Source organism: Pseudomonas sp. LW8 (assembly GCF_041956865.1).
GTDB classification, from domain to species: domain Bacteria; phylum Pseudomonadota; class Gammaproteobacteria; order Pseudomonadales; family Pseudomonadaceae; genus Aquipseudomonas; species Aquipseudomonas siliginis.
This window is the reverse complement of the sequence record NZ_CP168138.1, coordinates 1,785,461-1,803,614: the sequence shown is the minus strand read 5'-3', so window position 1 is coordinate 1,803,614 and position 18,154 is coordinate 1,785,461. Positions and strand designations below refer to the sequence as shown.

13 protein-coding genes are annotated in these 18,154 nt (G+C 60.8%); 5 read left to right on the top strand and 8 right to left on the bottom strand.

Going from position 1 to position 18,154, the window contains the following annotated elements; all coding sequences use genetic code 11:
* Positions 1 to 60 precede the first annotated feature (60 nt).
* On the bottom strand, positions 61 to 2,436 hold the full coding sequence (gene ppsA / locus AB9L16_RS08210) for a phosphoenolpyruvate synthase (RefSeq protein WP_056784146.1): 2,376 nt from the start codon (positions 2,434 to 2,436) through the stop codon (positions 61 to 63).
* A 174-nt stretch (positions 2,437 to 2,610) separates the two neighbouring features.
* On the opposite strand from ppsA, the gene AB9L16_RS08205 reads away from it, so the two are divergent.
* Positions 2,611 to 3,429, top strand: coding sequence for a pyruvate, water dikinase regulatory protein (locus AB9L16_RS08205; protein WP_016773826.1), 819 nt, complete (start codon positions 2,611 to 2,613; stop codon positions 3,427 to 3,429).
* A gap of 133 nt (positions 3,430 to 3,562) precedes the next feature.
* Here the strand turns inward: AB9L16_RS08205 and prpD are convergent, their stop codons facing one another.
* The 6 genes from prpD to AB9L16_RS08175 all read right to left on the bottom strand — a co-directional run bounded on the left by prpD (position 3,563) and on the right by AB9L16_RS08175 (position 12,147).
* Positions 3,563 to 5,047, bottom strand: coding sequence for a 2-methylcitrate dehydratase (prpD, locus tag AB9L16_RS08200; RefSeq protein ID WP_095180839.1), 1,485 nt, complete (start codon positions 5,045 to 5,047; stop codon positions 3,563 to 3,565).
* A 186-nt stretch (positions 5,048 to 5,233) separates the two neighbouring features.
* Positions 5,234 to 6,424, bottom strand: coding sequence for a 2-methylaconitate cis-trans isomerase PrpF (gene prpF / locus AB9L16_RS08195; protein ID WP_375123341.1), 1,191 nt, complete (start codon positions 6,422 to 6,424; stop codon positions 5,234 to 5,236).
* Positions 6,425 to 6,477: 53 nt separating this feature from the next.
* Positions 6,478 to 9,072, bottom strand: a complete 2,595-nt coding sequence (acnD, locus tag AB9L16_RS08190) for a Fe/S-dependent 2-methylisocitrate dehydratase AcnD (protein ID WP_375123340.1) — start codon at positions 9,070 to 9,072, stop codon at positions 6,478 to 6,480.
* Positions 9,073 to 9,270: 198 nt separating this feature from the next.
* Positions 9,271 to 10,398 (bottom strand): 2-methylcitrate synthase, encoded by a 1,128-nt coding sequence (prpC, locus tag AB9L16_RS08185; RefSeq protein WP_122750984.1) that lies wholly within the window; start codon positions 10,396 to 10,398, stop codon positions 9,271 to 9,273.
* A 136-nt stretch (positions 10,399 to 10,534) separates the two neighbouring features.
* Positions 10,535 to 11,428 (bottom strand): methylisocitrate lyase, encoded by an 894-nt coding sequence (gene prpB / locus AB9L16_RS08180; protein ID WP_024012298.1) that lies wholly within the window; start codon positions 11,426 to 11,428, stop codon positions 10,535 to 10,537.
* On the bottom strand, positions 11,425 to 12,147 hold the full coding sequence (locus tag AB9L16_RS08175) for a GntR family transcriptional regulator (RefSeq protein WP_177180867.1): 723 nt from the start codon (positions 12,145 to 12,147) through the stop codon (positions 11,425 to 11,427). The genes prpB and AB9L16_RS08175 overlap by 4 nt, the downstream gene beginning before the upstream one ends.
* Positions 12,148 to 12,551: 404 nt before the next feature.
* Between AB9L16_RS08175 and AB9L16_RS08170 the strand changes: the two genes are divergently transcribed.
* The 4 genes from AB9L16_RS08170 (at position 12,552) to pabB (ending at position 17,262) form a co-directional block, all read left to right on the top strand.
* Positions 12,552 to 13,088, top strand: a complete 537-nt coding sequence (locus AB9L16_RS08170) for an ATP-dependent zinc protease (RefSeq protein WP_041479149.1) — start codon at positions 12,552 to 12,554, stop codon at positions 13,086 to 13,088.
* Positions 13,089 to 13,093: 5 nt separating this feature from the next.
* Positions 13,094 to 14,629, top strand: a complete 1,536-nt coding sequence (locus AB9L16_RS08165) for an inactive transglutaminase family protein (protein WP_125927626.1) — start codon at positions 13,094 to 13,096, stop codon at positions 14,627 to 14,629.
* On the top strand, positions 14,629 to 15,615 hold the full coding sequence (locus AB9L16_RS08160; RefSeq protein WP_056784132.1) for an alpha-L-glutamate ligase-like protein: 987 nt from the start codon (positions 14,629 to 14,631) through the stop codon (positions 15,613 to 15,615). The genes AB9L16_RS08165 and AB9L16_RS08160 overlap by 1 nt, the downstream gene beginning before the upstream one ends.
* A 303-nt stretch (positions 15,616 to 15,918) precedes the next feature.
* Positions 15,919 to 17,262: an aminodeoxychorismate synthase component I gene (pabB, locus tag AB9L16_RS08155; RefSeq protein ID WP_375123339.1), complete on the top strand. Its 1,344-nt coding sequence runs from the start codon at positions 15,919 to 15,921 to the stop codon at positions 17,260 to 17,262.
* Positions 17,263 to 17,434: 172 nt separating this feature from the next.
* On the opposite strand, the gene thrH is transcribed toward pabB, so the two are convergent.
* Complete coding sequence (gene thrH, locus AB9L16_RS08150) at positions 17,435 to 18,052, bottom strand: bifunctional phosphoserine phosphatase/homoserine phosphotransferase ThrH (RefSeq protein ID WP_252869072.1); 618 nt, start codon at positions 18,050 to 18,052, stop codon at positions 17,435 to 17,437.
* Between the last annotated feature and the right edge of the window lie 102 nt (positions 18,053 to 18,154).

Here is an 18,154-nt window from a genome sequence, read left to right as displayed (position 1 = left end):
TTGCTCCGTCTTCGCGAGCAGGCTCGCTCCTACAGGGGGCGCGGCCCGTTCACATGTTGATCAAGCCTGTGCCTGACCTTCGGCGAGGAAGAACCAGGTTTCCAGCACGGTGTCCGGGTTCAGCGACACGCTCTCGATGCCCTGTTCCATCAGCCACTTGGCCAGATCCGGGTGGTCCGAAGGACCCTGACCGCAGATGCCGATGTACTTGCCAGCCTTGTTGCAGGCCTGAATGGCGTTGGCCAACAGCTTCTTGACCGCTGGATTACGTTCGTCGAACAGGTGCGCGATGATCCCCGAGTCACGGTCCAGACCCAGCGTCAGTTGGGTCAGGTCGTTGGAGCCGATCGAGAAACCGTCGAAGAATTCGAGGAATTCCTCAGCCAGAATCGCGTTGGATGGCAGTTCGCACATCATGATTACGCGTAGACCGTTCTCGCCACGCTTCAAGCCGTTCTCGGCGAGCAGATCGACCACCTGGCTGGCTTCGCCGAGAGTACGGACGAACGGCACCATGATTTCCACGTTGGTCAGGCCCATCTCGTTGCGCACGCGTTTCAGCGCGCGGCATTCGAGTTCGAAGCAGTCGCGGAACGATTCGCTGATGTAACGCGAAGCGCCACGGAAGCCCAGCATCGGGTTTTCTTCTTCCGGCTCGTAGAGCTTGCCGCCGATCAGGTTGGCGTATTCGTTGGACTTGAAGTCCGACAGACGCACGATGACTTTTTTCGGCGTGAACGCTGCAGCCAGGGTGCTGATGCCTTCCACCAGTTTGTCGACGTAGAAGTCGACCGGGTCGCTGTAACCGGCAATGCGCTTGTCGACGCTATCCTTGATTTCCTGCGGCAGGCCGTCGTAGTTCAACAGCGCTTTCGGGTGCACGCCGATCATGCGGTTGATGATGAATTCCAGACGCGCCAGACCAACGCCGGCGTTCGGCAATTGGGCGAAGTCGAAGGCGCGGTCCGGGTTGCCGACGTTCATCATGATCTTGAACGGCAGCTCCGGCATGGCGTCGACGGAGTTCTTCTTGATGTCGAAGCCCAGTTCGCCTTCGAAAATGTAGCCGGTGTCGCCTTCGGCGCAGGATACGGTCACGCCCTGGCCATCCTTCAGCAGCTGGGTGGCGTTGCCGCAACCTACCACCGCCGGGATGCCCAGCTCACGGGCGATGATCGCCGCGTGGCAGGTACGCCCGCCACGGTTGGTGACGATGGCGCTGGCGCGCTTCATCACCGGTTCCCAGTCCGGGTCGGTCATGTCGGAAACCAGCACGTCGCCCGGCTGGACCTTGTCCATTTCCGAGACGTCTTTGATGATCCGTACTTTGCCGGCGCCGATGCGCTGGCCGATCGCCCGGCCTTCCACCAGCACGGTGCCGGTTTCTTTCAGCAGGTAACGTTCCATGACGTTGGCCTGGGTGCGGCTTTTCACGGTTTCCGGACGCGCTTGCACGATGTACAGCTTGCCGTCGTCACCGTCCTTGGCCCACTCGATGTCCATCGGGCAGCCGTAGTGCTTCTCGATGATCATCGCCTGCTTGGCCAGCTCGCTGACTTCGGCGTCGGTCAGGCAGAAACGCGCGCGCTCGGCCTTGTCGACATCGACGGTCTTGACCGAACGACCGGCCTTGGCCTCGTCGCCGTAGATCATCTTGATGGCTTTGCTGCCCAGATTGCGACGCAGGATCGCCGGACGACCGGCCTCCAGCGTGCCTTTGTGTACGTAGAACTCATCCGGGTTGACCGCGCCTTGTACGACGGTTTCGCCCAGGCCGTAAGCGCCGGTGATGAACACCACGTCACGGAAACCCGATTCGGTATCGAGGGTGAACATCACGCCGGCGGTGCCGGTTTCCGAACGCACCATGCGCTGCACGCCAGCCGACAGGGCGACCAGTTTGTGGTCGAAGCCCTGGTGCACGCGGTAGGAAATCGCACGGTCGTTGAACAGCGAAGCGAACACCTCTTTGGCGGCGCGGATTACGTTTTCCACACCACGGATGTTCAGGAAGGTTTCCTGCTGACCGGCGAACGAGGCGTCCGGCAGGTCTTCGGCGGTAGCAGAAGAACGCACGGCCACGGCTACGTCAGGGTTGCCCGCCGACAGCGCGGCGAACGCGGTGCGGATCTCGGTGTTGAGTTTTTCCGGGAATTCGGCGTCCATGATCCATTGGCGGATCTGCGCGCCGGTCTTGGCCAGGGCATTGACGTCGTCGACGTCAAGCGCGTCGAGGGCCTTGTGGATCTGCTCGTTCAGGCCGCTCAGTTCGAGGAAGTCACGATAGGCCTGAGCCGTCGTGGCGAAGCCGCCGGGGACCGAAACACCGGCGCCTGCCAGGTTACTGATCATCTCGCCCAGGGATGCGTTCTTGCCCCCCACATGCTCAACATCGTGTTTGCCGAGCTTATCGAGGGAAACTACGTACTCTACCAAGGTGATCTCTCCACTAACTGTGTTGGAAAAGCTCAGAAACCGGCGGCCCGGGGGAGCCTTGGCCGGTTGTATGGCCTGGACCTGGAAAATAAGTGAGAATGCGGGCCAATGGCGGCCGGCAAATCGCGCCTATCATATCCAGAAATGCTCATCAGCTTAAGGCCCAAGGTGCAAATGAAACGATCTGCTTTCTTCATCTCCGATGGCACCGGCATTACCGCCGAAACCCTGGGTCAAAGCCTGTTGGCGCAGTTCGAAAACATTACCTTCAGCAAATTCACGCGGCCCTACATCGACAGCGTGGAAAAAGCGCGGGCCATGGTACAACAAATCAACAAAGCCGCTGAAACCGACGGCTTTCGGCCGATCATCTTCGACACCATCGTCAATCAGGACATTCGTGAGATTCTCGCAACGTCCAATGGTTTCATGATCGACATTTTCTCGACCTTCCTCGCGCCGCTCGAACAGGAGCTTACCGAGCATTCTTCCTACACCGTCGGCAAGTCCCATTCCATTGGGCACAACTCCAATTACATGGAGCGCATCGAGGCGGTGAACTTCGCCCTCGACAACGATGACGGCGCGCGCACCCACTATTACGACAAAGCCGATCTGATACTAGTGGGCGTGTCGCGATGCGGCAAAACGCCGACGTGTCTGTACATGGCCATGCAGTTCGGTATCCGCGCGGCCAACTATCCGCTGACCGAAGACGACATGGAGCGCCTGACCCTGCCGACGGCCCTGCGCGCCCATCAGCACAAGCTGTTCGGCCTGACCATCGACCCGGACCGCCTCACTGCGATTCGCAACGAGCGCAAGCCCAACAGCCGTTATTCGAGCTACGCCCAGTGCGAATTCGAAGTGCGCGAAGTGGAGAACCTGTTCCGCCGCGAGAACATTCCGCATATCAATTCCACGCATTTCTCGGTGGAAGAGATTTCGGCGAAGATTCTCGTGGAAAAAGGCGTTGAGCGGCGGTTCAAGTAGGTTTGCGGTGCCTGATCTGACGCTATCGCGGGCAAGCCCGCTCCCACAGGTTCTGAAGGCGTTCACAATTTCTGTGTTCATCACAATTCCCTGTGGGAGCGGGCTTGCCCGCGAAGAACGATAACGCGGTCTGTCAGAGCACAAACAGATCGATGAATCGATTCACCGCTGTGGCTTCAAGCCGCGCCTGATCCTCACAGAGCGCAAAAATCTCCGCGCAACGCTGCTCGGCAAACCGCGTGGCCAGATTGGCCTTGAACTTGTCCTCCAGCAACGGAATACCTTCGGCGCGGCGGCGGCGATGGCCGATCGGGTACTCCACCAGCACGTTATCGGTGCTGCTGCCGTCCTTGAAAAACACCTGCACGGCATTGGCAATCGAGCGTTTGTCGGGCTCAAGGTATTCGCGAGTGAAACGCGGTTCTTCGACGATGACCATTTTCTCGCGCAGCACATCGATGATCGGGTGCGCCTTGTGGAAGTCGTCTTCGTAGTGCTCCGCCACCAGATTGCCGAATGCCAGCGGCACGGCGGTCATGTATTGCAGGCAGTGGTCGCGGTCGGCGGCATTGGCCAGCGGGCCGACCTTGGAAATGATGCGGATCGCCGATTCATGGGTGGTGATGACGATGCGGTCGATCTCATGCAGGCGATTGCGCACCTGCGGATGCAAGGTCACCGCCGCCTCGCATGCCGTCTGCGCATGGAATTCGGCGGGGAAACTGATCTTGAACAGCACGTTTTCCATCACGTAACTGCCGAACGGCCGGGAGAAGCTGAAAGCGCGTTTGTCCGCGGGTTTCAGCGCCAGATCGTTGTTGGTGTGGCTGAACGAAACGTCATAGAAGCCCCACTGCTTCGCGCTCAAAACTCCGGGAATGCCCATCTCGCCGCGCATGGCGATGTCGGCCAGCCTTACGCCGCGACTCGCCGCATCCCCCGCCGCCCAGGATTTGCGCGAGCCGGCGTTCGGCGCGTGACGATAGGTGCGCAGCGCCTGACCGTCGGCGAAGGCATGGGACAGCGCCGACAGCATCTGCTCGCGATTGGCACCCATCAGTCTGGCGCTGACGGCGGTCGAGGCGACTTTCACCAGAATGACGTGGTCGAGTCCAACCCGGTTGAAGGAGTTTTCCAGAGCGATCACGCCTTGAATCTCGTGGGCCATGATCATCGCTTCCAGCACATCACGAACCGTCAGCGGCGCCTCACCGTGGGCGACGCGTTTCTGCGACAGGTGATCGGCTACGGCGAGGATGGCACCGAGGTTGTCCGATGGATGCCCCCATTCGGCGGCAAGCCAGGTGTCGTTGTAATCGAGCCAACGGACGATGCAGCCGATGTCCCACGCGGCCTTGACCGGATCGAGGCGATAACTGGTGCCCGGCACTCGTGCGCCGAACGGTACAACCGTGCCTTCGACGATCGGGCCGAGATGTTTCGTGCATTCGGGGAAACGCAGGGCCAGCAGACCGCAGCCCAGCGTGTCGATCAGGCAGTTGCGCGCGGTGTTCAGCGCTTCGGCGGATTCGGGCTTGAAGGTGAGGACGTAGTCGGCGATGTCCTGCAGGACTGCGTCGTAATCGGGACGGTTGTTCAGGTCGACGTTGGCGCTCATGTTCGATTCACTCGTAAAGTGGTTCGTTGATGGGACCTCGGTTCAGGGCTAACGATTTCTTATGATTGAAATGCAATCCACTGTGGGAGCGAGCCTGCTCGCGAAGGCTGAGTGTCAGTCAACCTTTGCATGTCTGATGCATCGCTTTCGCGAGCAGGCTCGCTCCCACAAGGATATTGCTGTCGCTTAAAAGCAATCGCCGGGCACGCGGACGTAACCTTCCATGAGAACGCGTGCACTGCGGCTCATGATGGCTTTCTTCACCACCCACTCGCCGTTCTCCAGCGTCGCCTCAGCGCCCACGCGCAATGTCCCCGACGGATGCCCGAAACGCACCGCGTTGCGTTCAATGCCACCCGCCGCAAGATTGACCAACGTGCCGGAAATCGCCGCCGCCGTGCCGATCGCCACCGCTGCCGTGCCCATCATCGCGTGGTGCAGTTTGCCCATCGACAACGCGCGCACCAACAGATCGACGTCACTGGCGGCAATCGCTTTACCACTCGACGCCACGTAATCCGCAGGCTTGGCGACGAACGCAACTTTCGGCGTGTGTTGCCGCTTGGCGGCTTCTTCCAGATTGGCGATCAGGCCCATGCGCAACGCACCGTAAGCACGAATCGTCTCGAACATCAGCAGCGCTTTTGGATCGCCGTTGATCGCGCCCTGGAGTTCGGTGCCGGTGTAGCCAATGTCTTCGGCGTTGACGAATATCGTCGGGATCCCGGCGTTGATCATGGTCGCCTTGAACGTGCCGACACCCGGGACCTCAAGCTCATCGACCAGATTGCCGGTGGGGAACATCGAGCCACCGCCGCCCTCTTCTTCCGCCGCCGGATCCATGAATTCAACCTGCACTTCCGCCGCCGGAAAGGTCACGCCGTCGAGTTCGAAATCACCGGTTTCCTTCACTTCGCCGTTGGTGATCGGCACGTGGGCGACGATTGTCTTGCCGATGTTGGCCTGCCACACGCGCACCACCGCCACGCCGTTGTGCGGAATGCGGCTGACGTCGACCAGACCGTTGCTGATGGCGAACGAACCGACCGCCGCCGAAAGGTTGCCGCAGTTGCCGCTCCAGTCGACGAACGGCTTGTCGATCGACACTTGGCCGAACAGGTAATCGACGTCGTGATCGGCGCGGGTGCTTTTCGACAGGATCACGGTTTTGCTGGTGCTCGACGTCGCGCCGCCCATGCCGTCGATTTGCTTGTCGTAGGGATCGGGGCTGCCGATCACTCGCAGCAACAAAGCGTCGCGCGCCGGTCCTGGGACCTGCGCTGCTTCGGGCAGATCCTTGAGGCTGAAGAACACGCCTTTGCTGGTGCCGCCGCGCATGTAAGTCGCAGGGATTTTTATTTGTGGTGCGTGAGCCATGGTGCTCCTTACCGAAGGCATGGGACTTGAGAATCCCACGCCCACAAGTTGATTTAGACGGCTACCGCCGAGCCTTCGAGGAAGTCCTGCGCGAAGCGCTGCAACACGCCGCCGGCCTCGTAGATCGACACTTCTTCAGCGGTATCGAGACGGCAGGTCACCGGCACTTCGACACGCTCGCCATTCTTGCGATGAATCACCAGCGTCAGATCCGCACGCGGTTTGCGCTCGCCGATCACGTCATAGGTTTCGCTGCCATCAATGGCCAGGGTGTGGCGGTTGGTGCCGGGTTTGAATTCCAGCGGCAACACGCCCATGCCCACCAGGTTGGTGCGGTGAATGCGTTCGAAACCTTCAGCGGCAATCGCCTCGACGCCGGCCAGGCGCACGCCTTTCGCCGCCCAGTCGCGGGACGAACCCTGGCCGTAGTCAGCGCCAGCGATGATGATCAGCGGCTGCTTGCGCTGCATGTAGATTTCGATGGCTTCCCACATGCGCATGACCTGGCCTTCCGGCTCGACACGCGCCAGCGAACCCTGCTTGACCTTGCCGTTTTCCACGACCATTTCGTTGAACAGCTTCGGGTTGGCGAACGTCGCGCGCTGTGCGGTCAGGTGGTCGCCACGGTGGGTGGCGTAGGAGTTGAAGTCCTCTTCCGGCAGGCCCATTTTTGCCAGGTATTCGCCGGCGGCGCTGTCGAGCATGATCGCGTTCGATGGCGACAGGTGGTCGGTGGTGATGTTGTCCGGCAGCACCGCCAATGGGCGCATGCCCTTCAGCGGACGGGCGCCGGCCAGTGCGCCTTCCCAGTACGGCGGACGGCGGATGTAGGTGCTCATCTCGCGCCAGTCGTACAGCGGCGCGACTTTCGGCCCGGTGTCTTCATGCACGGCGAACATCGGAATGTAGACCTGACGGAACTGCTCAGGCTTGACCGACGACTTCACCACCGCATCGATTTCTTCATCGCTCGGCCAGATGTCCTTGAGGCGGATTTCCCGGCCATCGACCACGCCCAGCACATCCTTCTCGATATCGAAACGGATGGTCCCGGCGATCGCGTAGGCAACCACCAGCGGCGGCGAGGCGAGGAATGCCTGTTTGGCGTACGGGTGAATGCGGCCGTCGAAGTTGCGGTTGCCGGAAAGCACCGCGGTCGCGTACAGATCGCGGTCGATGATCTCTTGCTGGATCAGCGGATCGAGGGCGCCGGACATGCCGTTGCAAGTGGTGCAGGCAAATGCCACAACGCCGAAACCGAGCTGCTCCAGTTCGGTGGTCAGCCCCGCTTCATCGAGGTACAGCGCCACGGTTTTCGAGCCCGGCGCCAGCGAAGATTTGACCCACGGCTTGCGGGTCAGGCCGAGCTTGTTGGCATTGCGCGCCAACAGGCCAGCGGCGATGACGTTGCGCGGGTTGCTGGTGTTGGTGCAACTGGTGATCGCGGCGATGATCACCGCGCCGTCGGGCATTTGCCCCGGTACGTCATCCCACTGCCCGGAGATGCCTTTGGCCGCCAGATCCGATACCGCAACGCGGGCGTGCGGGTTGCTCGGGCCGGCCATATTGCGCACCACCGAGGACAGATCAAAAGTCAGGCCGCGCTCATATTGCGCGCCTTTCAGGCTGTCAGCCCACAGGCCGGTCAACTTGGCGTATTGCTCGACCAGTTGCACTTGCTGGTCTTCACGACCGGTCAGTTTCAGGTAATCGATGGTCTGCTGATCGATGTAGAACATCGCTGCCGTGGCGCCGTATTCCGGGGCCATGTTGGAAATGGTCGCGCGGTCGCCGAGGGTCAGCGCTGCTGCACCTTCACCGAAGAATTCCAGCCACGCGCCGACGACTTTCTGTTTACGCAGGTACTCGGTCAAAGCCAGGACCATGTCGGTGGCGGTGATGCCCGGTTGCAACTTGCCGGTCAGTTCGACGCCAACGCTTTCCGGCAGGCGCATCCACGACGCGCGACCGAGCATCACGCTCTCGGCTTCGAGGCCGCCGACGCCGATGGCAATCACACCCAGCGCATCGACGTGTGGCGTGTGGCTGTCGGTGCCGACGCAAGTGTCGGGGAACGCCACGCCTTCGCGCACCTGAATCACCGGGGACATTTTCTCCAGGTTGATCTGGTGCATGATGCCGTTGCCCGGCGGGATCACATCGACGTTCTTGAAGGCCTTTTTGGTCCAGTTGATGAAGTGGAAACGGTCTTCGTTGCGGCGATCTTCGATGGCGCGGTTCTTCTCGAAGGCCTGGGCATCGAAACCGCCCGCCTCGACGGCCAGCGAGTGGTCGACGATCAGTTGCGTCGGCACCACCGGGTTGACCTGCGCCGGGTCACCACCCTGCAAAGCGATGGCGTCACGCAGACCGGCGAGGTCGACCAGCGCGGTCTGGCCGAGGATGTCATGGCAGACCACCCGCGCCGGGAACCACGGGAAATCGAGATCGCGCTTGCGTTCGATCAGTTGCTTGAGCGAATCGGTAAGCGTGGCCGGGTCGCAGCGACGCACGAGGTTTTCCGCCAGCACGCGGGAGGTGTACGGCAGGGTGTCGTAGCTGCCAGGCGCAATCGCCTCGACCGCCGCGCGGGTGTCGAAGTAATCCAGCGGCGTGCCGGGCAGGTTCTTGCGGAATTCTGTGTTCATCGGGTCAGGACTCGGGTCACGGTGATTGCAAAGGGTGGGCCAGAAACCTGAGTTACACACCGTCCACTGTGGGAGCGAGCCTGCTCGCGAAAGCGGTATATCAGTCGACATCAATGTTGAATGTCAGTCCGTCTTCGCGAGCAGGCTCGCTCCCACAGGGTCTAGCGGTGTTCTCTGGTTCCGGGTCAGCCCACCATTTCAGCGACGTTCGATTGGCACGAACTTGCGCTGTTCGACGCCGGTGTACTCGGCGCTTGGGCGGATGATGCGGTTGTTGGCGCGTTGTTCGAACACGTGCGCGGCCCAGCCGGTCAGGCGCGAGCAGACGAAGATCGGCGTGAACAGCTTGGTCGGGATGCCCATGAAGTGGTACGCCGAGGCATGGTAGAAGTCGGCATTCGGGAACAGTTTCTTCTGTTCCCACATGGTCTTGTCGATGGCTTCGGAGACGGGGAACAACACCTTGTCGCCGACCTCGTCCGCGAGTTTTTTCGACCAGCCCTTGATCACCTCGTTGCGCGGGTCGCTGTCCTTATAGATCGCGTGGCCGAAGCCCATGATCTTGTCCTTGCGCTCGAGCATGCCGAGGGTGCCTTTGATCGCCTCTTCCGGCGACGAGAAGCGCTCGATCATTTCCATCGCAGCTTCGTTGGCGCCGCCGTGCAATGGACCGCGCAGCGAACCGATTGCCGCTGTTACGCAGGAATACAGATCGGAAAGGGTCGAGGCGCAAACCCGCGCGGTGAAGGTCGAGGCATTGAATTCGTGTTCGGCGTAGAGGATCAGCGACACGTTCATGACTTTGACGTGCAGTTCGCTCGGCTTCTTGCCATGCAGCAAATGCAGGAAGTGGCCGCCAATGGTCGGCTCGTCGCTGACGCAGTCGATGCGCTTGCCGTCGTGGCTGAAGCGATACCAGTAGCACATGATCGCCGGGAAAGCGGCGAGCAGGCGGTCGGTCTTGTCGCGCTGTTCGGCGAAGTCCTTCTCCGGTTCGATGTTGCCGAGGAATGAGCAACCGGTACGCATGACGTCCATCGGATGCGCGTCAGCCGGGATGCGCTCAAGCACTTCCTTGAGCGCTTGCGGCAGGTCGCGCAGCTTGCTCAGTTTGCTTTGATAGTCGGCCAGTTGCGCTTTGGTCGGCAGTTCGCCGTACAGCAGCAGATACGCGACTTCTTCAAATTGCGCGTCGGCGGCCAGTTCACGCACGTCGTAGCCGCGATAGGTCAGCCCGGCACCGGCCTGGCCCACGGTGGACAGTGCGGTTTGCCCGGCAACCTGGCCACGGAGCCCGGCGCCACTGAGTACTTTTGCTTCGGCCATTGTGTTCTCCAATCTTCTTGAATTTGTATGGGGAAACTTGTGGGAGCGAGCCTGCTCGCGAAAGCGTCGTGTCAGTCACTTTGACATTGCCTGATCCACCGCTTTCGCGAGCAGGCTCGCTCCCACAGGGTTTTGTTCAGCCTTTTTTCTGTGCAAACAACGCATCGAGCTTCTGCTCGAACGTGTGGTAATCAATACGATCGTAGAGCTCCATGCGAGTCTGCATGGTGTCGATGACATTCTGTTGCGTGCCATCGCGGCGGATCGCCGTGTAGACATTTTCCGCCGCCTTGTTCATCGCGCGGAATGCCGACAGCGGATACAGCACCAGAGAAACGTCGGCGCCGGCCAGTTGTTCGGTGGTGTACAGCGGCGTTGCGCCGAACTCGGTGATGTTGGCCAGGATCGGCGCTTTCACGCGGTTGGCGAACAGCTTGTACATGTCCAGCTCGGTAATCGCCTCAGGGAAAATCATGTCAGCGCCGGCCTCGATGCACGCCGCCGCACGATCGAGTGCCGACTCCAGACCTTCCACCGCCAGTGCGTCGGTACGCGCCATGATCACGAAGCTGTCATCGGTACGGGCATCGACGGCGGCTTTGATGCGATCGACCATTTCCTGCTGGCTGACAATTTCTTTATTGGGGCGATGGCCGCAGCGCTTGGCGCCAACCTGGTCCTCGATGTGAATCGCCGCCGCGCCGAACTTGATCATCGACTTGACCGTACGCGCGACGTTGAACGCCGACGAGCCGAAACCGGTGTCGACATCCACCAGCAGCGGCAGGTCGCAGACATCAGTGATGCGGCGCACGTCGGTGAGCACGTCGTCCAGCCCGGTGATGCCCAGGTCCGGCACGCCCAGAGAACCTGCGGCTACACCGCCACCGGACAGGTAGATCGCCTTGAAACCGGCGCGTTTGGCCAGCAGCGCGTGGTTGGCGTTGATCGCGCCGACCACTTGCAAAGGATGCTCGCTGGCGACCGCATCGCGGAAGCGCTGGCCCGGCGTGTTCAGGTTGGAAGTCATGCATCACCTCGTTCAGTGGCTGTCTTGTTGTGGGCGCCGTCCTCGTAGTGACGGGCGATGTTGCGTTTCGAGGCGCCGATGTGGCGGCGCATCAACAATTCCGCGAGTTCGCCGTCACGGTCGGCGATGGCATCGAGAATGCGGTGGTGTTCGGCGAAGGCCTGGTGCGGGCGATTCGGCGTGGTGGAAAACTGGATGCGGTACATGCGCACCAATTGATACAGCTCGCCGCAGAGCATCTGCGTCAGCGTGCGATTGCCGCTGCCCTGGATGATCCGGTAATGAAAGTCGAAATCGCCTTCCTGCTGGTAGTAACCGACGCCGGCCTGAAACGCCGCATCGCGCTCGTGGGTTTCCAGGACCCGGCGCAGTTCGTCGATTTCCTCGACGCTCATGCGCTCGGCGGCGAGGCGGCAGGCCATGCCTTCAAGGGATTCACGGATTTCATAGAGTTCGATCAATTCGGCATGGCTGAGCGAGACCACCCGCGCACCGACGTGCGGCACGCGCACCAGCAAGCGCTGCCCTTCCAGACGATGGATCGCCTCACGCAGCGGCCCCCGGCTGATGCCATAGGTGCGCGCCAGCTCCGGCTCGGAGATCTTGCTGCCCGGGGCGATTTCGCCTTTGACGATTGCGGCCTGGATACGCCGGAAGACGTTTTCCGACAGCGTCTCGGAATCGTCGCCACTGATGACCGGGGGATCGAGTTGATCCAGCATGATTGTCGACACCTTTAAATCCAATGCGGCAAAAACTAGCCAATCTGGCCAGATGAGTCAAAGGATAAATAGGTATTGTCGACAATCGTCTAATAACCGCTGCCAATCGATCATCTATTACTGTGGGAGCGAGCCTGCTCGCGAAGGCGGCAGGTCAGTCGGCTTCTGCATCGAATGACACAGCGCATTCGCGAGCAGGCTCGCTCCCACAAGGGTGGCACCCCTTGCAGGTTTTGGGTCGGCGCAAGCGCTGGCGCCATAAAACCACCGTGCTAGAATGCCGCCCGCATTTGCGGGTCTTTTGTACGGCTTGCCATAAAAAGCTGCCAGGCACACGCGGGGGCTTGCGCACGGTTGCGCGGGCACCTGAACCGATAACGGAACGCTGCGCACCAGGATTTATGAGACTCAAGCCTTTCCCCACCTTTTTTGCTCTGTTTTGCCTGCCCGGCCTCGCCGCCGCGGGGGAAAAAACCGTGTACGGCCTCAACGAATACGCTTCGCTTGACGGCATCAATCTCGAAGTTGCGGCCAAACTCGACACCGGGGCGAAAACCGCCTCGCTGAGTGCCCGCGACATCAAACGCTTCAAACGCAACGGTGAATCCTGGGTACGCTTCTACCTGGCCATCGACACCGCGCATTCGCACCCCATCGAACGGCCACTGGCGCGAGTCAGCAAGATCAAGCGCCGCGCCGGCGATTACGATCCGGAAGAAGGCAAGCAGTACACCGCCCGCCCGGTTATCGAACTGGATATCTGCATGGGTTCGGCATTGCGCAGCATCGAAGTGAACCTCACCGACCGAAGTGCGTTCCAATACCCGCTTTTGATCGGCTCCGAGGCGCTGAAACGCTTCGACGCGCTGGTCGACCCCAGTCTTAAATACGCTGCCGGCAAACCTGCCTGCACCATCGCCGCTCACACCGCCGAGTAATTTCCATGCGTTCTCTAACCTTCCACCTGAAAATCCTGATCGCCGTGCTGGTGCTGCTGGGCGTTTCGGTTACGGCCTATCAGATTTTCGTGCTCGGCATCCCGGTGACCGAAGACGCCACCGACGACCTGTGGAACATCGACGCCAAGGTCGAGTTCGTCGCCAGCACCAAGGATCCGGTGAAGATCCAGATGTTCGTGCCGCCGTTGAGCCGCGATTACGTGAGCCTCAACGAAAGCTTCATCTCCAATAACTACGGCGTCGCGGTCAACCGCATCGACGGCAACCGCAAGGTGACCTGGTCGGCCCGTCGCGCCAAGGGCAACCAGACGCTGTATTACCGTCTGGTGCTGACCAAGCGCTACACCGCGGAAAAATCCAAGGTCAAAGGCCCGACCTTCCGTGACAGCATGGTCATCGAAGGCCCGGAAAAAATCGCCGCCGAAGCCCTGCTCGCGCCGATCCGCCAACATTCGGCCGACGTCGAAACCTTTATTGGCGAGGCGATCAAGCGCGTCAACAACGTCAACGACGACAACGTCAAATTGCTGCTGGCCGGCGATCCGTCGACTTCGCACAAAGCCAAGATCGTCGAACTGCTGCTGTCGATTGCCCACGTTCCGGTAGAAAAAGTCCACACCATCCGCCTCGTCGCCGATCAGCCTCAGACTCCCGAACTGTGGCTGCGCAGCTTCAACGGCAACGACTGGCTGTACTTCAACCCGGAAACCGGTGAGCAAGGCCTGCCGACCGATCGCCTGCTGTGGTGGACCGGCGACGAAAACCTGATCACCGTCGACGGCGGCAAGAAAGCCAACGTGACCTTCAGCTTGAACAACAGCGAGATGAACGCGATTCGTCTGGCCAAGCTGACCGACGAAAACACTGACGCCAACTTCCTCGATTACTCGCTGTACGGCTTGCCGCTGCAGACCCAGCAGACCTTCATGATCATGGTGATGATCCCGATCGGTGTGCTGGTGATCCTGATCCTGCGCAACCTGGTCGGCCTGCAGACCCTCGGCACATTCACCCCGGTGCTGATCGCCCTCGCCTTCCGCGAAACGCAGCTGGGCTTCGGCATCCTGCTGTTCACAGTGATCACCGCGCTGGGCCTGTCGCTGCGCTCGTATCTCGAACATCTGAAGCTGCAAATGCTGCCGCGCCTGTCGGTGGTGCTGACGTTCGTGGTGGTGTTGATTGCGGCGATCAGTCTGTTCAGCCACAAGCTTGGCCTTGAGCGCGGCTTGTCGGTGGCGCTGTTCCCGATGGTGATTCTGACCATGACCATCGAACGTCTGTCGATCACCTGGGAAGAACGCGGCGCCAACCATGCGCTGAAAGTCGCCATCGGCACGCTGTTCGCCGCCTCCCTGGCGCACCTGATCATGACCGTGCCGGAGCTGGTGTACTTCGTATTTACCTTCCCGGCGATCCTGCTGATTCTGGTCGGTTTCATGCTGGCGATGGGTCGCTATCGCGGCTACCGCCTGACCGAACTAGTACGTTTCAAGGCCTTCCTGAAGAAGGCTGACGTCTGATGTTCGGTTTCTGGAAGACGTGGAAGGCCCTCGAGGCGCGCGGCATCATGGGCATCAACCGCCGAAACGCGGACTACGTGCTCAAGTACAACAAGCGCAGCCTGTACCCGATCGTCGATGACAAGATCCTCACCAAGGAACGCGCCATCGCCGCCGGCATTCACGTGCCGGAGCTGTACGGGGTGATCTCCACCGAGAAGGAAATCGACAAGCTCGACGAGATCATCGGCGGGCGCAGCGACTTCGTGATCAAACCGGCGCAGGGCGCGGGTGGCGACGGCATCATCGTCATCGCCGACCGCTTCGAAGGCCGTTATCGCACGGTGTCGGGCAAGATCCTCGCCCACGAAGAGCTGGAGCATCACATCTCCAGCATCCTCACCGGCCTGTACTCGCTGGGCGGCCACCGCGACCGCGCACTGATCGAATACCGCGTGACCCCGGATCAGATCTTCAAGAGCATCAGCTACGAAGGCGTGCCGGACATCCGCATCATCGTACTGATGGGTTACCCGGTGATGGCGATGTTGCGTCTGCCGACCCGCCAGTCCGGCGGCAAGGCCAACCTGCACCAGGGCGCCATTGGCGTCGGCGTCGATCTGGCCACCGGCCTTACGCTGCGCGGCACCTGGCTGAACAACATCATCACCAAACACCCTGACACCACCAACGCGGTGGATGGCGTGCAACTGCCCTACTGGGACGGTTTCATGAAACTCGCCGCCGGCTGCTATGAGTTGTGTGGGCTGGGTTATATCGGCGTGGACATGGTGCTCGATCAGGAAAAAGGCCCGCTGATCCTCGAGCTGAATGCGCGGCCGGGGCTGAACATTCAGATCGCCAACGATTGCGGCCTGACCTTGCGTACCCACGCGGTTGAAGCGCGGCTGGAAGAGCTGAAGGCGCGGGGCGTGACGGAGTCGGTTGAAGAGCGGGTGGCGTTTACCCAGGAGATGTTTGGGCATATTCCAGCTGTCGAAGGCTAAAAGCTCAAGAGCCCCTCACCCTAACCCTCTCCCAAAGGGAGAGGGGACTGACCGAGGTGGATGTTGGAGGTACGCCGACCTGAACGTCTTGAGTCGAACTCAAGCTTTGAAAAGCATGAAGATCGGCTCCCTCCCCCAAGATATCGAGCCGAACCCAAGTTTTGAAAAGCCCCCGATCTGCTCCCTTTCCCCCTCGCCCCCTTGGGGGAGAGGGTTGGGGTGAGGGGGAGGCTTTTGACTTTGATCTGGCAGCGCAGAGGACTACAATCCCCACCCCGCCTCAACGGCCGATCTGCCCCGCCCATGCTGACCTGCTCCGTACACCCACTGCCCTACCGCGCCAATCCGGCCGACTATTTCGCGGCCATTCGCAACGCACCCGGCGCCGTGCTGCTCGACAGCGGCCGGCCGAGCGCTGAACGCGGCCGTTATGACTTGCTCAGCGCTTGGCCGCTGGAACAACTGGCGGTGTTGCCGGACGAGAGCGGCGCGCATTTCCTCCAGCGCCTGCGTGACAATCTCAGCCGCTTGGGCGAAGCACAATTGCCTGCCGGGTACCAATTGCCGTTCGCCGGCGGACTGATCGGTTATTTGAGCTACGACTTCGGCCGGCATCTGGAAAACCTGCCGAGTCAGGCGCTGGATGACCTGCAACTGCCCGATGCGCGTTTTGGCCTGTACGACTGGGCGCTGATCAGTGATCACCACGCGCAAACCAGCCAACTGGTCTTTCATCCCTCGCTTGTCGACAGTGAACGGCAGCGATTGGTCGCGCTGTTCACTCAGCCTCAAGTTGACGCGCTGGCGCCCTTCAAACTGAGCGCCCCGATGGCCGCTGATATTTCGGCCGACGATTACCGTCAGGCGTTCGAACGCATTCAGGACTATATCCAGGCTGGCGACTGTTATCAGGTCAACTTCGCGCAACGCTTTCGTGCTGAATGCCAGGGCGATCCGTGGCTGGCTTACTGCGCTTTGCGTCAGGCCTGCCCGACGCCGTTCTCCGGGTTCCAAAGCCTGCCCGACGGCGGTGCGGTGCTGAGTCTGTCACCGGAACGTTTCGTCAGAGTCAGCCAGCGTCAGGTCGAAACCCGACCGATCAAGGGCACTCGCCCTCGCGGCGTGACTCCAGCCGAAGACGCCGCCAATGCCGCCGAACTGCTGGCCAGCCCCAAGGATCGCGCGGAAAACCTGATGATCGTCGACCTGCTGCGCAACGACCTCGGGCGCACCTGCCGCATCGGCTCGGTGCGCGTGCCGGAGCTATTCAGTCTGGAGAGCTATCCGAATGTGCATCATCTGGTCAGCAGCGTGACCGGTGAACTGGCGGCGGATCGTGATGCGCTCGACCTGATCGCCGGCAGTTTCCCCGGCGGCTCGATCACCGGCGCACCGAAGATACGGGCGATGCAGATCATCGACGAGCTGGAGCCGACCCGGCGCGGTTTGTATTGCGGATCGTTGCTGTACCTGGACGTGCGCGGTGAGATGGACAGCTCCATCGCTATTCGCAGTCTGTTGGTCAAGGATGGCCAGGTGTGCTGCTGGGGCGGCGGCGGGATCGTCGCCGATTCGGACTGGCAGGCGGAATATCAGGAGTCGATGACCAAAGTCAGAATTCTCTTGGAAACCCTGCAAAACCTCTGAGGAATGATCGTTCCCACGCTCCGCGTGGGAATGCAGCCCGGGACGCTCCGCGTCCCATCCAAAGCCGAACGCGGAGCGTCCGTTGAGGCATTCCCACGCCGAGCGTGGGAACGATCATCAATGCATTTTCTTGTGGGAGCGAGCCTGCTCGCGAAGACGTCCTTCTAGACGACTACAAACTCAGCTCTCTATTAGAGGCCTTGAGAAATTCCTGCTTCAGCTCTTCAAACGTATGCACCGCCGGGAACTGCGGAAACTCGCGAATCACGTTGTCCGGCGCATGAAACAGAATCCCCGCATCCGCCTCGCCGAGCATGGTCGTGTCGTTGTACGAATCCCCCGCCGCGATCACCCGGTAGTACAGGCTCTTGAACGCCAGCACCGACTGACGCTTGGGATCTTTCTGACGCAGTTGATAGCTGGTCACCCGCCCGCTTTCGTCAGTGATCAAGCGATGGCAAAGCAGAGTCGGGAAGCCCAGCTGGCGCATCAGTGGCTGTGAAAACTCATAAAAGGTGTCCGAGAGAATCACCACCTGAAAGCGCTCGCGCAGCCAGTTGACGAACTCCACCGCGCCGTCCAGCGGTTTGAGCGTGGCGATCACTTCCTGAATATCCGAGAGCTTGAGGCCGTGCTCGTCGAGGATGCGCAAACGCTGCTTCATCAATACGTCGTAATCGGGAATGTCCCGGGTGGTGGCCTTGAGGGCGTCGATTCCGGTTTTTTCGGCGAAGGCGATCCAGATTTCCGGTACCAGTACCCCTTCAAGATCCAGGCAAGCAATTTCCACAAGACACTCCCGTTTATAGTGATTATTTGAGTCAAGCGAGGCCGAACTCTAGCGTCTGCACCCGAGGCGCGCAACGCAGAGGACGCCCCGGCCGCGGCAGCT

What these genes read in the sequence shown, in the direction of transcription:
- acnD (WP_375123340.1), bottom strand. Translation starts at nt 9,072, where the DNA reads ATGAACACAGAATTCCGCAAGAACCTGCCCGGCACGCCGCTGGATTAC.
- AB9L16_RS08165 (WP_125927626.1), top strand. Translation starts at nt 13,094, where the DNA reads ATGCGTTCTCTAACCTTCCACCTGAAAATCCTGATCGCCGTGCTGGTG.
- prpF (WP_375123341.1), bottom strand. Translation starts at nt 6,424, where the DNA reads ATGGCTCACGCACCACAAATAAAAATCCCTGCGACTTACATGCGCGGC.
- pabB (WP_375123339.1), top strand. Translation starts at nt 15,919, where the DNA reads ATGCTGACCTGCTCCGTACACCCACTGCCCTACCGCGCCAATCCGGCC.
- prpB (WP_024012298.1), bottom strand. Translation starts at nt 11,428, where the DNA reads ATGACTTCCAACCTGAACACGCCGGGCCAGCGCTTCCGCGATGCGGTC.
- prpD (WP_095180839.1), bottom strand. Translation starts at nt 5,047, where the DNA reads ATGAGCGCCAACGTCGACCTGAACAACCGTCCCGATTACGACGCAGTC.
- AB9L16_RS08160 (WP_056784132.1), top strand. Translation starts at nt 14,629, where the DNA reads ATGTTCGGTTTCTGGAAGACGTGGAAGGCCCTCGAGGCGCGCGGCATC.
- AB9L16_RS08205 (WP_016773826.1), top strand. Translation starts at nt 2,611, where the DNA reads ATGAAACGATCTGCTTTCTTCATCTCCGATGGCACCGGCATTACCGCC.
- prpC (WP_122750984.1), bottom strand. Translation starts at nt 10,398, where the DNA reads ATGGCCGAAGCAAAAGTACTCAGTGGCGCCGGGCTCCGTGGCCAGGTT.
- AB9L16_RS08170 (WP_041479149.1), top strand. Translation starts at nt 12,552, where the DNA reads ATGAGACTCAAGCCTTTCCCCACCTTTTTTGCTCTGTTTTGCCTGCCC.